We start from the raw sequence: 16850 nt of genomic DNA on the forward strand, positions 1-16850 counted from the left end.
CCTGAACCTGGCAGCAAATTTACTCTACTTCCGGTTGGAGTCGCTTCCGGATTTCCTGAGCTTCTTGCCAGGTAAGCCGGGGGCCAAACTGGCTGACAATCTTGGAAGCGGCCATACTGGCCAGCTTTCCACTAGAGGCATACGAATGCCCGTTGGTAATTCCATAAAGAAAGGCTCCCGCAAACATGTCTCCGGCGCCGTTGCTATCCACTGCTTTGGTAGGGTAAGGTTCGATATCAATAAAGGTATCTCCGTCGTAAATGATGGCACCATTTTTTCCCTGCGTAATCACAAAATGACGAGCCAGTTTTTTCATGGCCTCTCTGGCTTCCAGGAGCGTCTCCGTACCGGTGTAGCGCATGGCTTCTTCTTCGTTTGCAAAAAGCAGGTCCACCCCTTGGCCAATTACCTCTTGAAATCCCTCCCCAAAATACTTGACCATGGCCGGGTCCGAAAAGGTAAGGGCTACTTTCACGTCGTTTTCCCGGGCAATTTTCCGTGCCTCAAGCATGGCCTCTCGGGCGTTAGGCGAGGTGATTAGGTAGCCTTCTATGTACAAGTATTTCGAATCTTTGATGGCCGCGGCGTTCAACTGAGCCTTGGAAAAGGTTTGCGTGATACCAAGGAAGGTATTCATGGTCCGTTCCGCATCGGAGGTGACCATCACCAGGCATTTACCGGTGATTCCTTTTTCCAATTGATAGGGGTCCAGGTTGTGGTTGACACCGGATTCGCGCAAGTCTTCCATAAAAAACCGGCCGAGCTCATCGTCGCCCACCTTGCAGCAATAAAAGGCCTTTCCACCAAACTGGCTCAAGGCAATCACCGTATTGGCGGCAGACCCACCGCATTGCAATTTGGAAGTTTTGGTATGGATAGCAGCCATCAGGGTAGCCTGCCGTTCTTCGTCCACCAGGGTCATAAGACCTTTTTCTATGCCGTTTGTCTCCAGGAAGGACTCGGTCACTTCAAACTCAATATCCACCAGGGCATTTCCCATGCCTGTTACGTCGTACTTTTTTGTCATTTTTTGTTTTTTTAGTTTCTCCGACCGCGAGCATGTTCTTACTGCTTTCGGGGATTTTAGGGCTACGATTCGTTCGTATCCTGGCTTTGAAGAAGCCGAATGCGGCGCCCCACAATAGCTTCCAAGGCAAAAATGAGGGCTGCTGTCGTTAATCCAAAAAATTCACGATTTATCTCCATGGCGGTGGTTTTCATGGAAAGATCTTTTTGCTTCCATTCGTCACCGATCCAGCCTGAAATATTTTCCGGCCAAAAGAATACCGCGGCAATCAGGTAGCTAAAGGTCAAAAACACCAGTATATTGACATTAAACTTTCCGAAAGACGCAAATCCCGCAGTTAGGGAGGCGACCAGATACAAGGGAACCCACCACTGGGGGTCGGGATCATTAATTTGCCAATAGGCAAACAATAAAAATAGCACCGACCAGCTACCAAAAAACCATTTCCAACCTTTGCTCATAGGAACGATAAGTTACGTAATTTCATGATAAAAAGCATTTCTTCCGGCTTATTTTCTCAAAACCCGGTCGTAAATCAATTGGTAAATGTCCGTAGGACGTACCTCCGGGGGCAGATCTCCGGAATTGTCCGCAGTGATCAAAACAGGCCAGTCCGTCTCGCTTTCGCTGATGCGTCCGTGGGAACCTTTCACCAGATCCGGTCGCAAGGGTATGACGTCCATCAGGTAGCGAAAACCCAGTTTCTTTTTTAGCAAAATCCAGCCCAGACGGGCTTTTAAAAACGGGATGTCGGGATTGGCAAACATTTCTACCGGATCGTACCCCGGTTTTCGGTGGATATCTACCGTACGGGCGTAATCGGGTGCCTTGTTTTCATCCAACCAATAGTAGTAGGTAAACCAGGAGTTTGGATCCGCCACGGCTACCAGGTCTCCTGCGCGTTCGTGATTCAGGTGAAATTCAGACTTCCCTTTCTCGTCGAGGACTTTTTCTACACCTGGCAGGGCAGCCACTAATTGGCTCACTGCTTCTTTATCGGAAGGGTCGTTCACATATAGGTGCGCCACTTGATGATCGGCGACCGCAAAAGCCTTGCTGGTACCCGCATCCAATGTCTCCAATCCCAATTCGTCCTTGACCTGTATATAGCCCGCTTTTCTTAGCGCCTGATTGATAGGGATGGGCTGATTCACGGAGGTGATGCCGTACTCAGAAAGTAAGATAATTTCCGCACCCTTGCCTTCGTAGTAGCCGATCAATCGCTCACATAATGCATCGATCTCTTCCAGGTCCTTTCCAATGTGTGTAAAATCGATCCCGAATTTTTGGAGGCCGTAATCCAGGTGAGGAAGGTATACGAACGTTAGCGTCGGGTCGTACCATTCGTCTACTTTCATGGATGCCTCAGCGATCCATTTGGATGAAGAGATATTGGCATTTGGACCCCAAAAGGAGAACAAAGGAAACTGGCCCAGTTCCTTCTGAAGGCGATCGCGCAGGTCCATGGGCTGGCTGTGAACGTCCGGAAGCTTTCTGCCATCTGACGGATACAGGGGTCTTGGAGTGACGGCATAGTCTACCGAGGAGTACATGTTGTACCACCAAAACATATTGGCACAGGTAAAATCGGGATTTTGCGCTTTGAGTGCATCCCATACCTTGGGCGATTGAACGAGCCGGTTGGATTGCCTCCAAAACTTGATCTCGCATTCGTCTTTAAAATACCAGCCGTTGCCAACGATACCATTTTCCTCCGGCCATTTGCCGGTCAGGTACACGGACTGCGCCGAGCAGGTCACCGCAGGCAATACCGGTTTGATGGCCGCTTGCCGGCGCTTGCTGATCCATTTACTTAGAAAAGGGGTATGCTTTCCCAGCAATCTGCCCGAGAGCGCTACCACATTTAGGACAACCGTTTTTTTCATTTGATTTGCTTTTTTACCCAATCCAACTCCCGGATAATGGATTGGTCCAGGGAAAGGTGAATGTCTTCGGGTAGCACTTCCCAAGTATAGGTCTCTACCTCCAGTTGGCTGGAATACCTCCCTTCCTTATTTAATTTCAGTACGGTGAGTATGTCTTCCTGCGTGGACTGCAGGGTGCCGTACCCGGATAAAAAAACCGGCACGTGAAAATGAATCCTCCATTCGATTTCTTTTGTTTCTACCAAATTCAGCAAGGCGTCTGGGAGATCCGGATAGGCCTTTTGAGATCCATCCCTGGCCACACCGATCACCTGATGCAGGTAGGTAGACTCTACAAATGGCAGCAGGGCCCGTTCTACGGTTTTTCTCTCCGCCATTTTTTCCGGAATGGGTATTTTTAACGCCGCGCTTAGCTGGAATTTTCCAATTTTTATTCCAGCTTCCCGAAAAGCGTTCAATACTCCTGCGTGGTCTTCGTAGGCGACCGCAAAATGGCAAACGTCGTAACATACCTGCAGGTGATTCAACACTAGCTCCCGGGCATCTGCCTCGGACATCCCATGCCTGGATTGAAACCAGTCAATGCCCTGAGGAAGCAACCATTCCTCAAAAAAACGGATCAATCCCTCAGCATTCTCCAACACCCCGTCCGGTTCCGGCTCTATATCCAGGTGCAACTCCTGTCCGGTTTCCTTTTTGATCGAGTGCAGGTGTTCCACCACTTGCAGTAAGTGTTTGCAGGAATCCGCCTTTACCTGGTCCAGCGCTTCCGGTTCCTTATGCCAGTGTTTGTAGCTCAAGGGAGAGGTAGAAATGCCTGCATCCAGCCGCTCCGGCATGATTGCTGACAAAATATCGGCAAGGCGAATCGTATAGGCCAGCCTTGCTTCGGTGGTCCAATCGGGATGGTGAACTTCGTCTTTAACGACCTGCCGATGAAATCCGCCAAAGGGAAACCCATTCAATGTAAATACATAACAATCGTTGGTTTTCAGCCAACTTTTTAACTCGTCCAACTTGCCGGGTTCCATCAGTTCACGGCTGGCTTCATCCGAAATCCGTAAGCCAATACCGAAGGAACCCTTCCCGGATACCTGCTGCTTGATCAGAGGGAGATGTTCCTTTAGATTGGTGAAAGTGGCTTCCCAGCTTTCCCCCGGGTGAATATTGGTACAATAAGTTAGGTGATAATCGGCAATACGCATGGTACGAGTCGTTCTTGATTTGTTGCTAAGGCGCAGTTCAGGCCTTCGAATTAGCCAGTTGGAACTGATTTAATTTTTCGATGGCTTTTCGGATAAGTCCCGGATCCATGTGGTGAACTTCTACTCCATGCCCTATTTTGTCCAAAAGCATAATGGTCAATTCTCCTCCCAAATGTTCTCGGAATTCTTCGAGCCCTTTGATCAGGGAATCTCCGGACAATTCCGGAACGTACAACTCGAAGCCCAACTTTACAATCACGTCAATCACCCGCTTTAGCTCGTTTTCGGAAATCATGCCGGCCAGGAAGGAATAGGTCGTATCCAATGCGATCCCGATAGCGACCGCTTCCCCGTGCCGAATCCTGTATCCACTCAGGTGTTCCAGCTTATGCGCTGCCCAGTGGCCAAAATCCAGTGGCCGGGAGGATCCCGATTCAAAGGGGTCTCCGGATGCAATGTGATCCATGTGCATCTGCGCACAGCGGTAAATCAGCTCCTGCATGGAAGGATCGCTTTTATCCATCAGCTCCAGGGCCTGCTGCTCGATCCAAACAAAAAAGGAGGCGTCTTTGATCAATGCCACTTTAAGTGCTTCCGAAATTCCAGAACGCCAATCCCGTTCTTCGAGGGTTTGAAGAAAGTGCGCATCGTTGATCACCGCATAAGGCGGGGCAAAGGCTCCCAGGTAATTTTTCTTGCCGTAGGCATTGATGCCATTTTTGACCCCTACCCCAGAGTCATTTTGCGAGAGCACCGTCGTCGGAATGCGGATGTGCCGAATACCCCGATGGGCGATGGTGGCCGCAAAACCCACCATGTCCAGCAGAGCGCCTCCACCCAGGCCTACGATATAGGAATGCCGGTCTATCCCGTACTCATGGGTAGCTTTCAGAACTTGCTGAAGGTATTCTTGTTCGTTTTTCACCTGTTCCCCCCCCGGCACCACCAAGGGCACAGCACATAGGGTAAACACCTCCCGGTAGGCCGCCGCGTAAGTTTGAATGGCCGCGATCAGGGAAGGATGATGCCGGACGACACCTTCATCCACTACCAGGTATACTTTGGGTACCTTATCCCCCTGGATCAGGTCCGCAAAAAGCCGGTTACTGACGGCGAACAAATCTTCGGTAAAATAAACCCGATAGCTAAAGGGCACACTGAAAACCTGCTCAATTGATTGATGTGCTATTTTTTTCATTTTTAATAAGCCGGATTCACCGAACTTTTCATTTCATTATAAATAAGTAATTTATCCCCTGTTTGGTTCATCAGGTTACAGCAAATACCCTGGCCAGAAGCAAGGATACCGGCAACAGCAAAAGGATTGCTACCGCCACCATCCAGCCGGCAAAAGCTGCTGCCAGGGATGCGTTGACAATGATCAAGGCGAGTACCGCTGCTTTTACCGATTTCCCTATCAGCGCAGGCTCCTGGGTTTTCAGCGCTTTTATCAATGGGGGAAAAATAAAATACGTCAATAAAACCAGAAAAGGCACCGTTTCCAACCAGTAACTGGCCCGGAAATAGGCCAGCGTTCCGATAAATACCACGATACCGGCATACAAAAAAAGCCCCCCATACAGGGCACTTTTATTCTTGCCATGCACCTCACCACGACTGACCATGGTAATGGCCGCCACGTACACGAGGGGTACAAAGCCGATGTACCAGAACTCGCGGATGGTCTGCGACATCAGGGTCATTCCGAGAAATAGGTTTCCCGCCCGGCACAAGCCCATATTAATGGGGCCAAATAGCCGTTTATGTTTGCCCCAGGCATCGTACAAAACGGCAAACAGGCCTACCAAAATCGCCAGCAAACCTGCCGTAAAATCAACTTGAAACGCGGCCAAAATCCCGCCTAGCAGTAATAAAGAGGCCATCCAGGCCGCACTCCTGACCGAGGCCTGACCGCTTGGAATGGGCCGCTCGGGACGCTCAATCTTATCCAGCTTTGCGTCAAAAACGTCGTTGAATGCGACTCCTCCCCCGTACAGGCCAATGGTTGCTAGCACCAGCCAGCCAAGATCCAGCCAAAGCTGTAGAGGGGACTCTTCCAGCAGTATAAAGGCGGCACCTGAAATAGCGGCACCTGCCAAAATATCCGCTATGGCTGTGATGATATTAGCCGGACGTGTAAGCCGGATGTGCGCAAGGAGGTTTGCCATTAACCGAATTAATTCTCAATGATATTGGAAGAATCGTTGTCCACCCTGGGCGTTTGTCCACCACGTAAGACCGTGCTGCCCCCGTGTTTTTTGGTTTGATCGATGGGCTCTTTCTCCAACCAGTCTTTTTCCTCCATCTGTCCGCTCTGCCCGTAGGCCTTCAGGGCATTTTTGTAGCAAGTCATTTCCACATGTTCCTTGGGAATCCCTTTTTCCAGCATCAATGCTGCCGTCTTGGGTACCGCCAGGGGATCACTGATGCCCCAATCTGCCGCACTATCCACAATGATCCGTTCCGGACCGTATTGGCGAACGATTTCCACCATCCGCTCGCTCCCCATCTTGGTGTGCGGATAGATGGTAAAAGCCGCCCAATACCCACGGTCTAGCACTTCCTTGACGGTCTCTTCGTTATTGTGGTCCACGATCACCATGCCTGGATCGAGCCCGTGTTCCTCACTCACATCCATGCTGCGAAGGGTCCCCTTCTTTTTATCCCGATGCGGGGTGTGGATCATCACAGGCAAGTCCACCTCCTTGGCCAGTTCCAGTTGCAGGCGGTAAAATCGGTCTTCTGCCTCCGTCTGATCGTCGTATCCGATTTCACCGATGGCCACTACGCCTTCCTTTCCCACATACAAAGGCAACAGCTCCATCACCTCTTCTGCCAGGGGTACGTTATTGGCCTCCTTGCTATTTAGTCCGATGGTACAGTAGTGAACGATACCAAACTGCTTGGCGCGGAACCGTTCCCAACCAACCAGGCTGCTGAAGTAATCCTGAAAACTACCCACTTTGGTCCGGGGTTGGCCCAACCAAAAAGCCGGCTCAATGACCGCAACTATCCCAGCCTTGTGCATGGCTTCGTAATCATCTGTCGTCCGGGAGGTCACGTGTATATGCGGATCGATGTACATCATAACTAAACAAATTTATCTGCTAACCTACTCTTTTTTCAATGCAATTCATAGCGATACCCAGTGAACGGGGCATTTTGTAAGGAAACGGCAAAAATGGGGCCTGAAACTACCTTTCCGCGTCAAATGCCCTTCCAATACCTTCCCAGGAAATAGCTCCCCTGGCGATCATCTCTTCCAAATCGGGGTATTTTGACAACAGTATCGGGCAGCCAGGATGATCTGCGTCCGAACAGGCAAGTGCGGCTGCCTTTCTTTCCAGGTTGGTTCCCTCTCCCAGGACTTTTTCCAGCAAGCCCAGGATTTCCTCGTCCACAAAGGGCACCAAAAACCGCCACAATTCCGGTATCACATTTCTTCCGGCAGACCACCGCTCGTGCACGTAGTCCACCAGGGTCCTGGCCAAGGGTAAATTTGCTCTGCCCTCGGCACCGACTATCCGGTAAAGCGGCCGCTGCATAAAGATGGCTTTGAGCAGCAACTGATTCCAGGCAGCCTCGTCCAGGTACTCGGAAGGATAGGGATTGTCCAGGGCGACGGCATCAAAAACCGAAGTAATATTGGTCCGGATTCCTTCTGCTGCCCTCGCGGTGAGTTTTTCGGGAAAGGGGAGCAGGGGAAGGGCCGAGTACAACGCCTCTTGCTCGTGCATGTCCGCTGATTCAAACAAGCGATCAAGGATCGGAATCCAGTCGTCGTCTTTATCGGATACCACGCCAAGGATCAAAACCGTTCTGGCCGTTTGCAATGCCGTCCAGGTAGTCAATTGAAATCCGTGCCTGATCTTCCGTGCTTCCAAATTCTTTTCCTCTGATAGCTTTACCACTTCCTTGGGAAAATGTCGGGAGGCCTGACTGAAAGCCAGAAACAGTTTCATTTGGCTGGGAGATGTCCTGATTTTTTCTTCCTGTACTTCCAGCCAGTCCAATGCGCTAGCGGAGGCCGTTTCGGATAAAACTCCCTTTAGAAAATGCCTGGTGATAGAAAGGTCCTGCATGTCGTTTTTGTTCCTTTTATTTCATGTGTTTATAATTGTCCCTACGTTGCCACATGCCTGCCTGTCGGCAGACAGAGAATCTCGCATGCTTTATAATCATCCCTCCGTGGGTCGCTTGCGTCATGCTCGATTTCATCGTAAATATAACACTTATTCCATTTTCATTTTTTGAAACTGAGAAGAATCATGGTTGTGCCGCGGAGGGGATAGTAAAACTGGATTACTGTCCAAAAAAAAATCCAGGCCAGTTGTGGGATTGCTGGCCTGGATTTATCCAAATGGTTACGTGTGAATGAATGGAAGCGGGATTACCAATCCACACCGGTATCTTTCCAGCTTCGGGAAGCCGCTGAATCCAACACTGCCTGGCAAACCTTTTGGGTTTCGTAGGCGTCCTTGAACGTGGGCGCACAGGGGTCGTCTCCTTCCAGGCTCTTGAAGAAATCCGCCACCTGGTGGATGAAGGAATGCTCGTAGCCGATGCTGGTACCCGGAATCCACCAGCGGTCCATGTAAGGCTGATCGCCATCCGTCACGTGAATGGAACGCCAGCCCCGGACGATGGACTCGTCCCGATGATCGAAGTACTCCAATCGGTTCAGGTCATGCAAATCCCAGCGGATCGACGCATGTTCCCCATTTATCTCAAAGGTATACAATGCCTTGTGCCCACGGGCGTATCTGGTGGCTTCAAACAAGCCGAGCGACCCGTTGTCAAAATGACAGTGGAACGTACAGGCATCGTCAATTCCTACCTTTTTCTTTTCGCCGCTGCTTTGGTGGACGCGCTCTTTGATGAACGTTTCGGTCATTGCCGACACATCTTTGATGCCTCCATTCAGCCACATGGCGGTATCGATGCAGTGCGCCAGCAGGTCCCCGGTTACCCCGGAACCAGCAGCATCCGCATCCAACCTCCATAGGGCATCTCCCCCCTGTGGCAAGTCCGGACTAATGGTCCAGTCCTGAAGAAAATTTGCCCGGTAGTGAAAGATCTTACCCAATTTACCGGAGTCTACCAGTTGCTTGGCCAAGGTCACGGCAGGTACTCTGCGGTAGTTGTACCAAACGGTGTTTCGTACACCCGCGCCTTCGATTACCTTCACCATTTCTTCGGCCTCCTCCAGGGTTCGGGCCAATGGCTTTTCGCACAAAATCATTTTTCCTGCTTTGGCCGCAGCAATCGCGATCTCGGCATGGGTATCGTTGGGAGTACAAATGTCCACCGCATCCACATCGTCCCGCTCAATCACTTTTTTCCAATCCGTCTCGTAGGAGGCGTAGCCCCATTGTTCGGCAAATGCCCTGCTCTTTTCTTCCCTACGTGAACAGGCAACTTGCAGTACCGGTCGGTAGGCATACTCTGGAAAGAAATCACCCAACCGTTTGTATCCGTTGGTATGGATTCTGCCCATTAATCCGGTACCTATTAATCCAATTCGTATTTGCTTTTTTTCTGACATGGTTAAATTTTTTGTTTGGAAAATGAAAACTATTCAAAACAAGAACCTGACTTAAGCTTTCCAGCCATGTGCCTCTCTAACCTGAATCAAGGCGGCCAGGATATTATTCCAGGTATCCTCCTTGCTCATCACGGCATTAGGAAACATACACCCATCCCAGCAGATATGCTTGAATGCTTTGGTAAGTTCTCCTTTTTCATCCCGTAACCAGTAGCCCGCATCCTCGGCAATGTCCAGTTTCCCGTTGGGGTCATTGGCCAGGCAATGCCGGCCCGTTTTGTCGTGGGACCCGGATCCAAATACGGTGGCGTCGTTTTGGGCAACGTGAAAATCAATGGTCCAGGGCCGCAAGGCATCGGTCATTTCCTTAAGGGCGGCTTTCCATACAGACTTGTCTTTCCAATCGTATCCTTCGGGAAGAATTCGGTGTTCGGGATAGTTGTAACCCATGGTATAAAGCAAGGTATGCGCCATGTCTGCCTGAAATCCCAGGTAGGGGCTATCCACAGACTCCAGCGTTTCCAGCATGGTCTTCCAGCTGTGCATGCCTCCCCAGCAAATCTCGCCTTCGGCGGCCAACTTCTCGCCGTAATTTTCGGCGATTTTGCAGGCTTCCTTTAGGGTTTCTACGATGATTTTCTGACTTCCTTTCGGGTCTTTTGCCCATTGCTCGGGACTACTTGCGGTGTCAATCCGCACAATACCATTGGGACGAATGCCGGCACTTCGAAGCTTGGAGGCCAGCTTACAGGATTTTTCAAGCAAATCCAGGTAGGTGGCACGATCTTCCTTGGAACCCAGAATCGGACCGGACCAAATAGGAGCGACCACGGAGCCAATTTCCAGGTTGTAGGAAGATACCTTCTCAACCAGCTTTTTTACACCGTCATCGTCCATCTCCAAATCGATGTGGGGATCGAACAAACCGATATCCACCCCGTCAAACTTTACGCCGTCTACTTCTGCTTTGGCGGTGTTTTCCAACATTTCGTCAAAAGAAATGATGGGTTCCGAATCCGGACCTTTACCTACAATCCCAGGCCAGGTCGCATTGTGTAACTTTGGAAAATTATTTTGGGACATACGATTATTTTGTTAGCTATGAATAATAAATTAAAATCAGAATTTAAAACTGAGACAAGCTGCCGCCGGGAGGAATGGAAACCCATCCGACCGGAACGCCTTTTCAATTTACACAATATTGGAAAGAATCCCATAAAAAAGGGGATACTACCCCTTTTTACCCTGCTGATTACAGGTTGAGATCCGGATTGCCGGGTCCAAAATGCTTCAGCATTACGATAGGATCGGTTTTGGAATGGTTGGTTATTTTCACGCCTTCGCTGGCTGCCTTCTCCGTGACGAAGTATTCGTCATGGGTCAACTGCCCGTAGCGAATCAGCGCAGGGGTTTCCACATCCCAAACACCCATGGTGCCGTGTCCCTGCATCATGATCATTCCGTACGCCGCCTGATCCTTGATGACCACGGTCTGCCCGGGCATTACGGTCAATTCTTTGGCACTGAATGCTTCCGAACGGTAACAAATCCAGTTTTCAACGTACCCTGCTGCCTCCATTTCGCCAATATCCGACACCGGAACCGGCGCCATAAACCGTGTTTCCAGAATATTGGGATCCACGTTAAGTTCCCAATCGATCACCTCCATCAGCTGATCGTAATCGCCGATCCGGTCTTTGGGTGTTCCCTTCCAAAGCAGCTCCTCGGGAATGATGGCTTCGTTTACCAGGGACTGGTACATGGCAAATACATCGGAAGCTTTCTGCGGCTCGTACGTACACATACTGCCTGGCGCGTGAAGCATTCCCGGAGGAACATCCCATCCGGTACCGGGATCCAACTTAAAGGCCTGCGAAAAACTGGTAATTTTGTTGTCGCCCTTCGTGAAGTTCATCAGGCATTCTTTGATTTGTTCCCGGGTGGTTCCAGGTGCGATGCCAAAAAACGTATAGGGAAAATCGCCACCGTGGTTGTTCAATTGTGGCGGAAAATAGTAGGCTTCGGGCTTTCCTTTCATCCCAATCTTGGCGGCATGCTCGTCGTTGTGGTGGATGTGGTGCGGGAGAGGCCCCATGTTGTCGAAAAATTTGGAATACATGGGCCAGCTTTTGTGCTCGTCCCATATTCTGCTTCCGATGATTTCTCCCTGTAGTTCGTCGATCAGGTCCTTTAGCAATAGCAACTCTTCTTTACCAGGGGCCCCAACCACTACCTTACTCAAGCCTTCGTGTTCGCCCGTCAGCGGTCCGTTTTCGGCGGCTGTGGTAGAGGAAAGCCAACGTTCGTCGATACCTCCTCTTTCCCCGCCCAACACGTAATAGTCATCCGGGTGTAATTTTATCCTCCTTCCGGGAACACAAAAAGATCTGGGTACCCAAGTAGGTGCCAGGCGCAAAATACCCTGTCCTTCTTCTAATGCTTTTTTTGCCAAACTCATAGGTTCTAATTTGATTTATCGTTAGTAATGCTAATTAATTCGTCGTCACAAAAGATTTAATCCCCTTACTTCCTCCGGTCAGAATATCCACCATCAGTTCATAGGAGCGCTTTTCTCCTGGCTGAAGCAAAATCAGGGAGCCTTCTTCTCTTGCCTTTGCCTGACCAATCGGCGGATGGGTGGCGGGCTCCAGGGCTGTCACGTACTCGTTTTCTCCCCAATGCTGCCAATTTACCAACCAGGGCAATTGCCGTTTGTCAAAGGTCATCCGCAGGGCAAAATCCAGGGAAGGATTGTAAATCCCGGCACGGCTGCGGTTGTCTGCTTCCACCTCCGGTTCGATAAAGGCCACGTCTTCCCCAAAACCATTGTGCGCGTTCATAGGCGGCGGGCAGGATTTGAAATCATTTTTCCCGGAAAAAATCCGGTTATCCGGATCCCCATCCCTGGACTTCCAGGCTCCCTTCCATACGATGCGGCTCCCTTCATCTACCAAGGGCCAGCCGAAATTTACGTGATACAGTAACATGTGCGGCGCTTCCACATTGGATTCGTTGGTTACTTCATCCACAATCTTCAGGTAGGGTTGCCCCAAAATCCCTGAAATGGTTCGCTTCAATACCAAATTCGGACCAAAGACACTGCTTTCCCGGATGATGCCGCACAGGTGCATGTTTAAATCGCCGCCCAAAATATCGGGCTGCTTTACCGAAATCACTTCGGCCGGACTATTGGAGATCCTTCCATGCAGGCCTCGTTGCCCGTATTGGTCTTCTTCGGGACCGCCTACGTGACTCAACCCACAGGTGGTCAAAAGACCTCCTCCGAAAGTGCGCAACCAATTTATCCCGGTGTCGGAAAACGGAGAAGCTGGCGCAATTCCCACCTGACTTAGCCAGGCAAGTCCATGGGCACCATAGAATGCACCTCCAATATCCATTCCCCTGTCAAGGACAACCTGATACCGTAATCCGGCACCGGTGTCCACCCAGGCCACCCGTACGCCCCTGCCGGGACCATTATCCAAAACGGCCGTTTCGATACCTCCTACCTGATGCACATTCCCTACTTTTCCTGTCCAGGGCTTTTTTCCGGAATTCATCATACGCTTATTTTTGATACAATATACATTTCCTGCACCATTCGACTATCCTGTTCTTTCAGGTACCTTTCAAAATGGCTTAAAACGTCGTGGTTAAAAGAGGCATCAAAGCTCTTTCAAGTAGATGTTTCGGTAGGCCACTTGCATGGGCGGTCCCACGTGGACCTGCATGCCCAGATGCCCTTTCATCGATCGGTTGGCCGGGTCTTCGTCCGTGACGTCACTCATGAGGGTTCCATTTACGTAGTGCTGCAGCCGGTTTCCTTTGGCGACGATGTGAATCTCGTTCCAATCGTTGGACCGAACCACTTTTTTCATTTCCTCCCGGTCGCCAAGCTCCTCTACTACTTCCAATCCCAACCAGGCATTCCGCTCCACGTTGGCCCGGAGATTTCCTTCCTTTTCTTGCGGATTAATCTTGGTTTTCTGGCCGATATAGGCGAGAGTCGTTCGTTTTCTTTCTTCGTAGTTTTGACCGGTGTAGTTGTTTTTTCCATCAATGTCCGCCTGATAGCCTCTTAGGGCATGCGAAAGATCCTCTACCGGCTCGCTCCGGTAATTCACCCCGGAGTTACCCGCTTCGGTGATTTTGAATTCCGCTTTGAATTCGAAATCAGCGGGCTGTCCTCCCTGCCAAATGATAAAATGGTTTCGGTCCAATTTGGTCTCTTCGGTGATTTCTCCGACAATTGTGCCGTTCTCCACCCGCCAATACGTGGGGTCTCCGTCCCAACCAGTTAAAGACGTTCCATCAAAAATCTGGACAAAACCATCGTTGGAATCCTGAACCTCGATGGCCTCTGCCACACTTTCGGTTTCGGTATCGCTTTGCTGGCCGGATCCACAAGCAAAGGCAAGGGCTGAACATACGGCCAGATAGGTTAGTTGAGTAAGTTGCTTCATAACATGCTGATTTAGGGTGAAAATTTTCAGGCCAGACAAATGCTGCCCGGCCCGAAAACAAATGTTAATCGTGCTAATTATTGATAAACCTCATGGTTTGGATTCCCTCCCGATACCAGGTAGGCCATCAGATCCTTTAATTCCTCTTCGTTCAGGCGATTGACCAAGCCTGGCATCATTACCGATACCTCGGATTCCTTGATACTCGTCACCTGCTCCTTGGGCACCTCTTTGATCACATCCGGAGCAAAGGGGTTTTGGGAAACGTAGTAGTTTTCGTCATCTTCCCGAATCAGCCTCCCCACGACCGAGGATTTATCACCCATCACAAATACGGTAGCCGCATATTGATCAGAAATCACAGCGCTGGGATCAAGCGTGGCTTCGAGAATGTCTTTCGGCGCAAAGCGAGTACCCAATTGGGTCAAATCCGGTCCTACCGCTCCACCTTCACCTCCGATGGCATGGCAAGAGCTACAGAGCGCAGCCCCGTACATCGCTTTTCCCTTCTCCAAATCCCGGTTTTCAAGATTTTCCACTAAAGGAGCTGCTTCGGCAACCGTCCATCGTCTTCCAGGACCCTCGGGCTGAACCTCCGACACAACGATGTCGTTCCCGGAGCCGGTCAGCATTTTGCCTCCCGAAAGCTCGTCGTAATACGCAAATTTGGATTCAGGGACGGTGCTCAACGCCATTTTTCTAGCCCGATCGATAAAGCCAACATAACTTCTTCCTCCCTTGTATTGAAAGGCATTGTGCGTCCAGTTGAAATACTTTTCGTAGGATTCCTCATCCCATCCGGCCTTCGCGCCGCCAAGCACCGTCGCATAGTACGTTTGCTGTGCCGGTGGTACGTTCGCCAGCATGTTGGCGATGTCCAATCCGTATTGGGGATTTCGCATGATCAGATCAGACGAGGCAGTTAAGGTCTTCTGAAAATTTGGATCGTCTTCGGCAGTTTCAAGTAAGCCAAGGAGCTCAGGTACCGCAGAAGGTGCCTCCAGGGCCACCAGTACCTTGGCAAGCACGCGGTTTAAGCGATTGCTTTCTGCAGGGAAGTGGGTGTCCAGGTAACTGATCAACTGGCTCCTTACTGCACCAGACGGGTTTCCATGACGGGCAATCACTACTTCGATCGCCCGGGAAAGGTTCATTCGGTCTTCTTCATTCAAACTTCCGTAGTCGATTCCCATCAAGGCTTGCAACATGGCGTTTCGTTGCGTAGCACTGCCGTGCCTTGCCAGCGCAATCATGGCCTGAGTCAAGGTCCTTGGATCGGTCTCGCTTAGTGCTTTGCTTTGCCATTCGGCCAGCGGCTGCTGTTCCACCGCGATGCGTGCGGCGTATTGAACGAAGCGATCTTCGTGCTTCAAATACGGCCAGGCAAAGTCAACGGCCCCTGCCTGCGGACCGGAATGATAGGCTTCCAGGCTTCTTCGGATTCTGTGCGCCTCCGGCAAATCTGCTTCGGTCAATCCACCATCGACGTCGTCACTCAAATCTCCGGTATAATGCACCCGGTACAGATCTGATTGCAACCTCCTTCCGCCGGTCATGAAATACAACGCACCATCCGGACCGATCACCCCATCCGTAAGTGGTAGCGGCGATCCTGAAATAAATTCCTCACCGATGGCAGTATAGGATCCGCCTTCGGGCCTGAGGTTGATTTTATACATGATGCCAAAACTCCAGTCAAAGGCATACAAGGCATGCCGGTACTCGGAGGGAAATTTCGCATTGGTTCCGTAGAATACGTTGGTTGGTGACCCCTGACCAATGTTCAGCACGGCAGGCAAATTATCGGTGTAGTCCGGCGACCATTTTTTATTTCCCGTTCTCCAGCCGTACTCGCTACCGCTGGTAACATGGTTGATTCGGGTAGGTCGGTACCAGGGCATGCCAAAATCCCATTCCATATCGGAATCGTAGGTAAACAAATCCCCCACTTCGTTGAATGCGATGTCAAAGGGATTTCGGTACCCCACACTGATCAATTCCCATCGCTTTCCCTCGGGATCAATTTTGGCTACCCATCCTCCTGGCGCGCCTCTGCTGTTGGCGTGCCCTCTGGGATCTTTGATTTCAGGGATCAGATTATCGTCCTCCCAAACTCTGGGAATCCGGTAGTGGTCCATCTCCGGTACATCGATGTGGTTTCCAACCACGATATAAATGGACGTTCCATCGGGAGACACCACCATGCTATGCGGACCGTGCTCTCCCGGACTACCGGTAAATTCACGGAGCGTATTAATGGTTTCAAATTGATCGTCTCCATCGGTATCCTGTAGCCGGTAAATCCCTGTGCTCTTGTCAAAATCATCGTTTGCGCGGTGATTGACCATGACGTACAAGCTATTAAAGGCATATAAGAGCGCCTGGGCATAGCCCATTCCAATCTTATCGTCTCCGTTTTCTCCTACAATCAGTTTCTCCACCTTGGGTGTCAACGAATCGGCACCAATGGCTGGAACCTCCAGCCGGTAAATCGCACCGTACTGATCCACCGTCAATAGCCTGCCCTTGTCGTCAAAGGTCATGCCTACCCAGGAGCCCTGCTCGTTTTCACCGGGGCTATACAGGTGTTCCGCTTCGAAGCCAGAAGGTAATTTCAACTTGGCAACCTTCGGGTCCACCTCTTTTTGTTCTCCACCGCCTTCGCCGCATGCGCCCACAATCAGGAGCATCAATACAGCCATCAGCCAGTTTTTCATTGAGTTG

At 50.6% G+C, this 16850-nt stretch carries 14 protein-coding genes; all 14 read right to left on the minus strand.

Annotated elements, in window-relative coordinates:
* Window positions 1-19: 19 nt before the first annotated feature.
* The 14 genes from GCU44_RS06010 to GCU44_RS06075 all read right to left on the minus strand — a co-directional run bounded on the left by GCU44_RS06010 (window position 20) and on the right by GCU44_RS06075 (window position 16843).
* Window positions 20-1027 carry an adenosine kinase gene (locus tag GCU44_RS06010; protein ID WP_154855091.1) on the minus strand — a complete coding sequence of 336 codons (1008 nt, stop codon included), beginning with the start codon at window positions 1025-1027 and terminating at the stop codon, window positions 20-22.
* Window positions 1028-1089: 62 nt separating this feature from the next.
* Window positions 1090-1488, minus strand: a complete 399-nt coding sequence (locus tag GCU44_RS06015; RefSeq protein WP_092171496.1) for a transmembrane 220 family protein — start codon at window positions 1486-1488, stop codon at window positions 1090-1092.
* Between the two features lie 48 nt (window positions 1489-1536).
* Window positions 1537-2913, minus strand: coding sequence for an alkaline phosphatase family protein (locus GCU44_RS06020; protein ID WP_154855093.1), 1377 nt, complete (start codon window positions 2911-2913; stop codon window positions 1537-1539).
* Window positions 2910-4118, minus strand: coding sequence for a metabolite traffic protein EboE (gene eboE / locus GCU44_RS06025; RefSeq protein ID WP_154855095.1), 1209 nt, complete (start codon window positions 4116-4118; stop codon window positions 2910-2912). The genes GCU44_RS06020 and eboE overlap by 4 nt, the downstream gene beginning before the upstream one ends.
* Window positions 4119-4155: 37 nt before the next feature.
* The gene (locus GCU44_RS06030) at window positions 4156-5316 is read right to left on the minus strand and encodes a 3-dehydroquinate synthase (RefSeq protein WP_092171488.1); all 1161 of its coding nucleotides are present in this window, start codon (window positions 5314-5316) and stop codon (window positions 4156-4158) included.
* Window positions 5317-5386: 70 nt separating this feature from the next.
* Entirely contained in the window at window positions 5387-6286 is a 900-nt protein-coding gene (gene eboC / locus GCU44_RS06035) for a UbiA-like protein EboC (protein ID WP_154855097.1), read from the minus strand.
* A gap of 8 nt (window positions 6287-6294) precedes the next feature.
* The gene (locus GCU44_RS06040; RefSeq protein WP_154855099.1) at window positions 6295-7206 is read right to left on the minus strand and encodes a TatD family hydrolase; all 912 of its coding nucleotides are present in this window, start codon (window positions 7204-7206) and stop codon (window positions 6295-6297) included.
* Between the two features lie 106 nt (window positions 7207-7312).
* On the minus strand, window positions 7313-8200 hold the full coding sequence (locus tag GCU44_RS06045; protein ID WP_154855101.1) for an EboA domain-containing protein: 888 nt from the start codon (window positions 8198-8200) through the stop codon (window positions 7313-7315).
* 308 nt (window positions 8201-8508) lie between these two features.
* A complete protein-coding gene (locus tag GCU44_RS06050; protein ID WP_154855103.1) occupies window positions 8509-9663 on the minus strand; it encodes a Gfo/Idh/MocA family protein in 1155 nt (384 codons plus the stop codon).
* A 51-nt stretch (window positions 9664-9714) separates the two neighbouring features.
* Window positions 9715-10746 carry a sugar phosphate isomerase/epimerase family protein gene (locus GCU44_RS06055; RefSeq protein ID WP_092171476.1) on the minus strand — a complete coding sequence of 344 codons (1032 nt, stop codon included), beginning with the start codon at window positions 10744-10746 and terminating at the stop codon, window positions 9715-9717.
* 169 nt (window positions 10747-10915) lie between these two features.
* The gene (locus tag GCU44_RS06060) at window positions 10916-12121 is read right to left on the minus strand and encodes a cupin domain-containing protein (RefSeq protein WP_154855105.1); all 1206 of its coding nucleotides are present in this window, start codon (window positions 12119-12121) and stop codon (window positions 10916-10918) included.
* Window positions 12122-12155: 34 nt separating this feature from the next.
* Window positions 12156-13223, minus strand: a complete 1068-nt coding sequence (locus GCU44_RS06065) for an aldose 1-epimerase family protein (RefSeq protein WP_154855325.1) — start codon at window positions 13221-13223, stop codon at window positions 12156-12158.
* Window positions 13224-13328: 105 nt separating this feature from the next.
* Window positions 13329-14126 carry a 3-keto-disaccharide hydrolase gene (locus GCU44_RS06070; protein WP_154855107.1) on the minus strand — a complete coding sequence of 266 codons (798 nt, stop codon included), beginning with the start codon at window positions 14124-14126 and terminating at the stop codon, window positions 13329-13331.
* A gap of 77 nt (window positions 14127-14203) precedes the next feature.
* Window positions 14204-16843: a c-type cytochrome gene (locus GCU44_RS06075; RefSeq protein ID WP_241684856.1), complete on the minus strand. Its 2640-nt coding sequence runs from the start codon at window positions 16841-16843 to the stop codon at window positions 14204-14206.
* Window positions 16844-16850: the final 7 nt, after the last annotated feature.

The sequence above is a fragment of the Cyclobacterium xiamenense genome (genome assembly GCF_009467825.1).
Classification (GTDB): Bacteria; Bacteroidota; Bacteroidia; order Cytophagales; family Cyclobacteriaceae; genus Cyclobacterium; species Cyclobacterium xiamenense.

Coding starts and splice junctions, on each gene's coding strand:
- GCU44_RS06055 (WP_092171476.1), bottom strand. CDS start 10,746: ATGTCCCAAAATAATTTTCCAAAGTTACACAATGCGACCTGGCCTGGG.
- eboE (WP_154855095.1), bottom strand. CDS start 4,118: ATGCGTATTGCCGATTATCACCTAACTTATTGTACCAATATTCACCCG.
- GCU44_RS06060 (WP_154855105.1), bottom strand. CDS start 12,121: ATGAGTTTGGCAAAAAAAGCATTAGAAGAAGGACAGGGTATTTTGCGC.
- GCU44_RS06040 (WP_154855099.1), bottom strand. CDS start 7,206: ATGATGTACATCGATCCGCATATACACGTGACCTCCCGGACGACAGAT.
- eboC (WP_154855097.1), bottom strand. CDS start 6,286: ATGGCAAACCTCCTTGCGCACATCCGGCTTACACGTCCGGCTAATATC.
- GCU44_RS06010 (WP_154855091.1), bottom strand. CDS start 1,027: ATGACAAAAAAGTACGACGTAACAGGCATGGGAAATGCCCTGGTGGAT.
- GCU44_RS06045 (WP_154855101.1), bottom strand. CDS start 8,200: ATGCAGGACCTTTCTATCACCAGGCATTTTCTAAAGGGAGTTTTATCC.
- GCU44_RS06075 (WP_241684856.1), bottom strand. CDS start 16,843: ATGAAAAACTGGCTGATGGCTGTATTGATGCTCCTGATTGTGGGCGCA.
- GCU44_RS06015 (WP_092171496.1), bottom strand. CDS start 1,488: ATGAGCAAAGGTTGGAAATGGTTTTTTGGTAGCTGGTCGGTGCTATTT.
- GCU44_RS06070 (WP_154855107.1), bottom strand. CDS start 14,126: ATGAAGCAACTTACTCAACTAACCTATCTGGCCGTATGTTCAGCCCTT.
- GCU44_RS06050 (WP_154855103.1), bottom strand. CDS start 9,663: ATGTCAGAAAAAAAGCAAATACGAATTGGATTAATAGGTACCGGATTA.
- GCU44_RS06065 (WP_154855325.1), bottom strand. CDS start 13,223: ATGAATTCCGGAAAAAAGCCCTGGACAGGAAAAGTAGGGAATGTGCAT.
- GCU44_RS06020 (WP_154855093.1), bottom strand. CDS start 2,913: ATGAAAAAAACGGTTGTCCTAAATGTGGTAGCGCTCTCGGGCAGATTG.
- GCU44_RS06030 (WP_092171488.1), bottom strand. CDS start 5,316: ATGAAAAAAATAGCACATCAATCAATTGAGCAGGTTTTCAGTGTGCCC.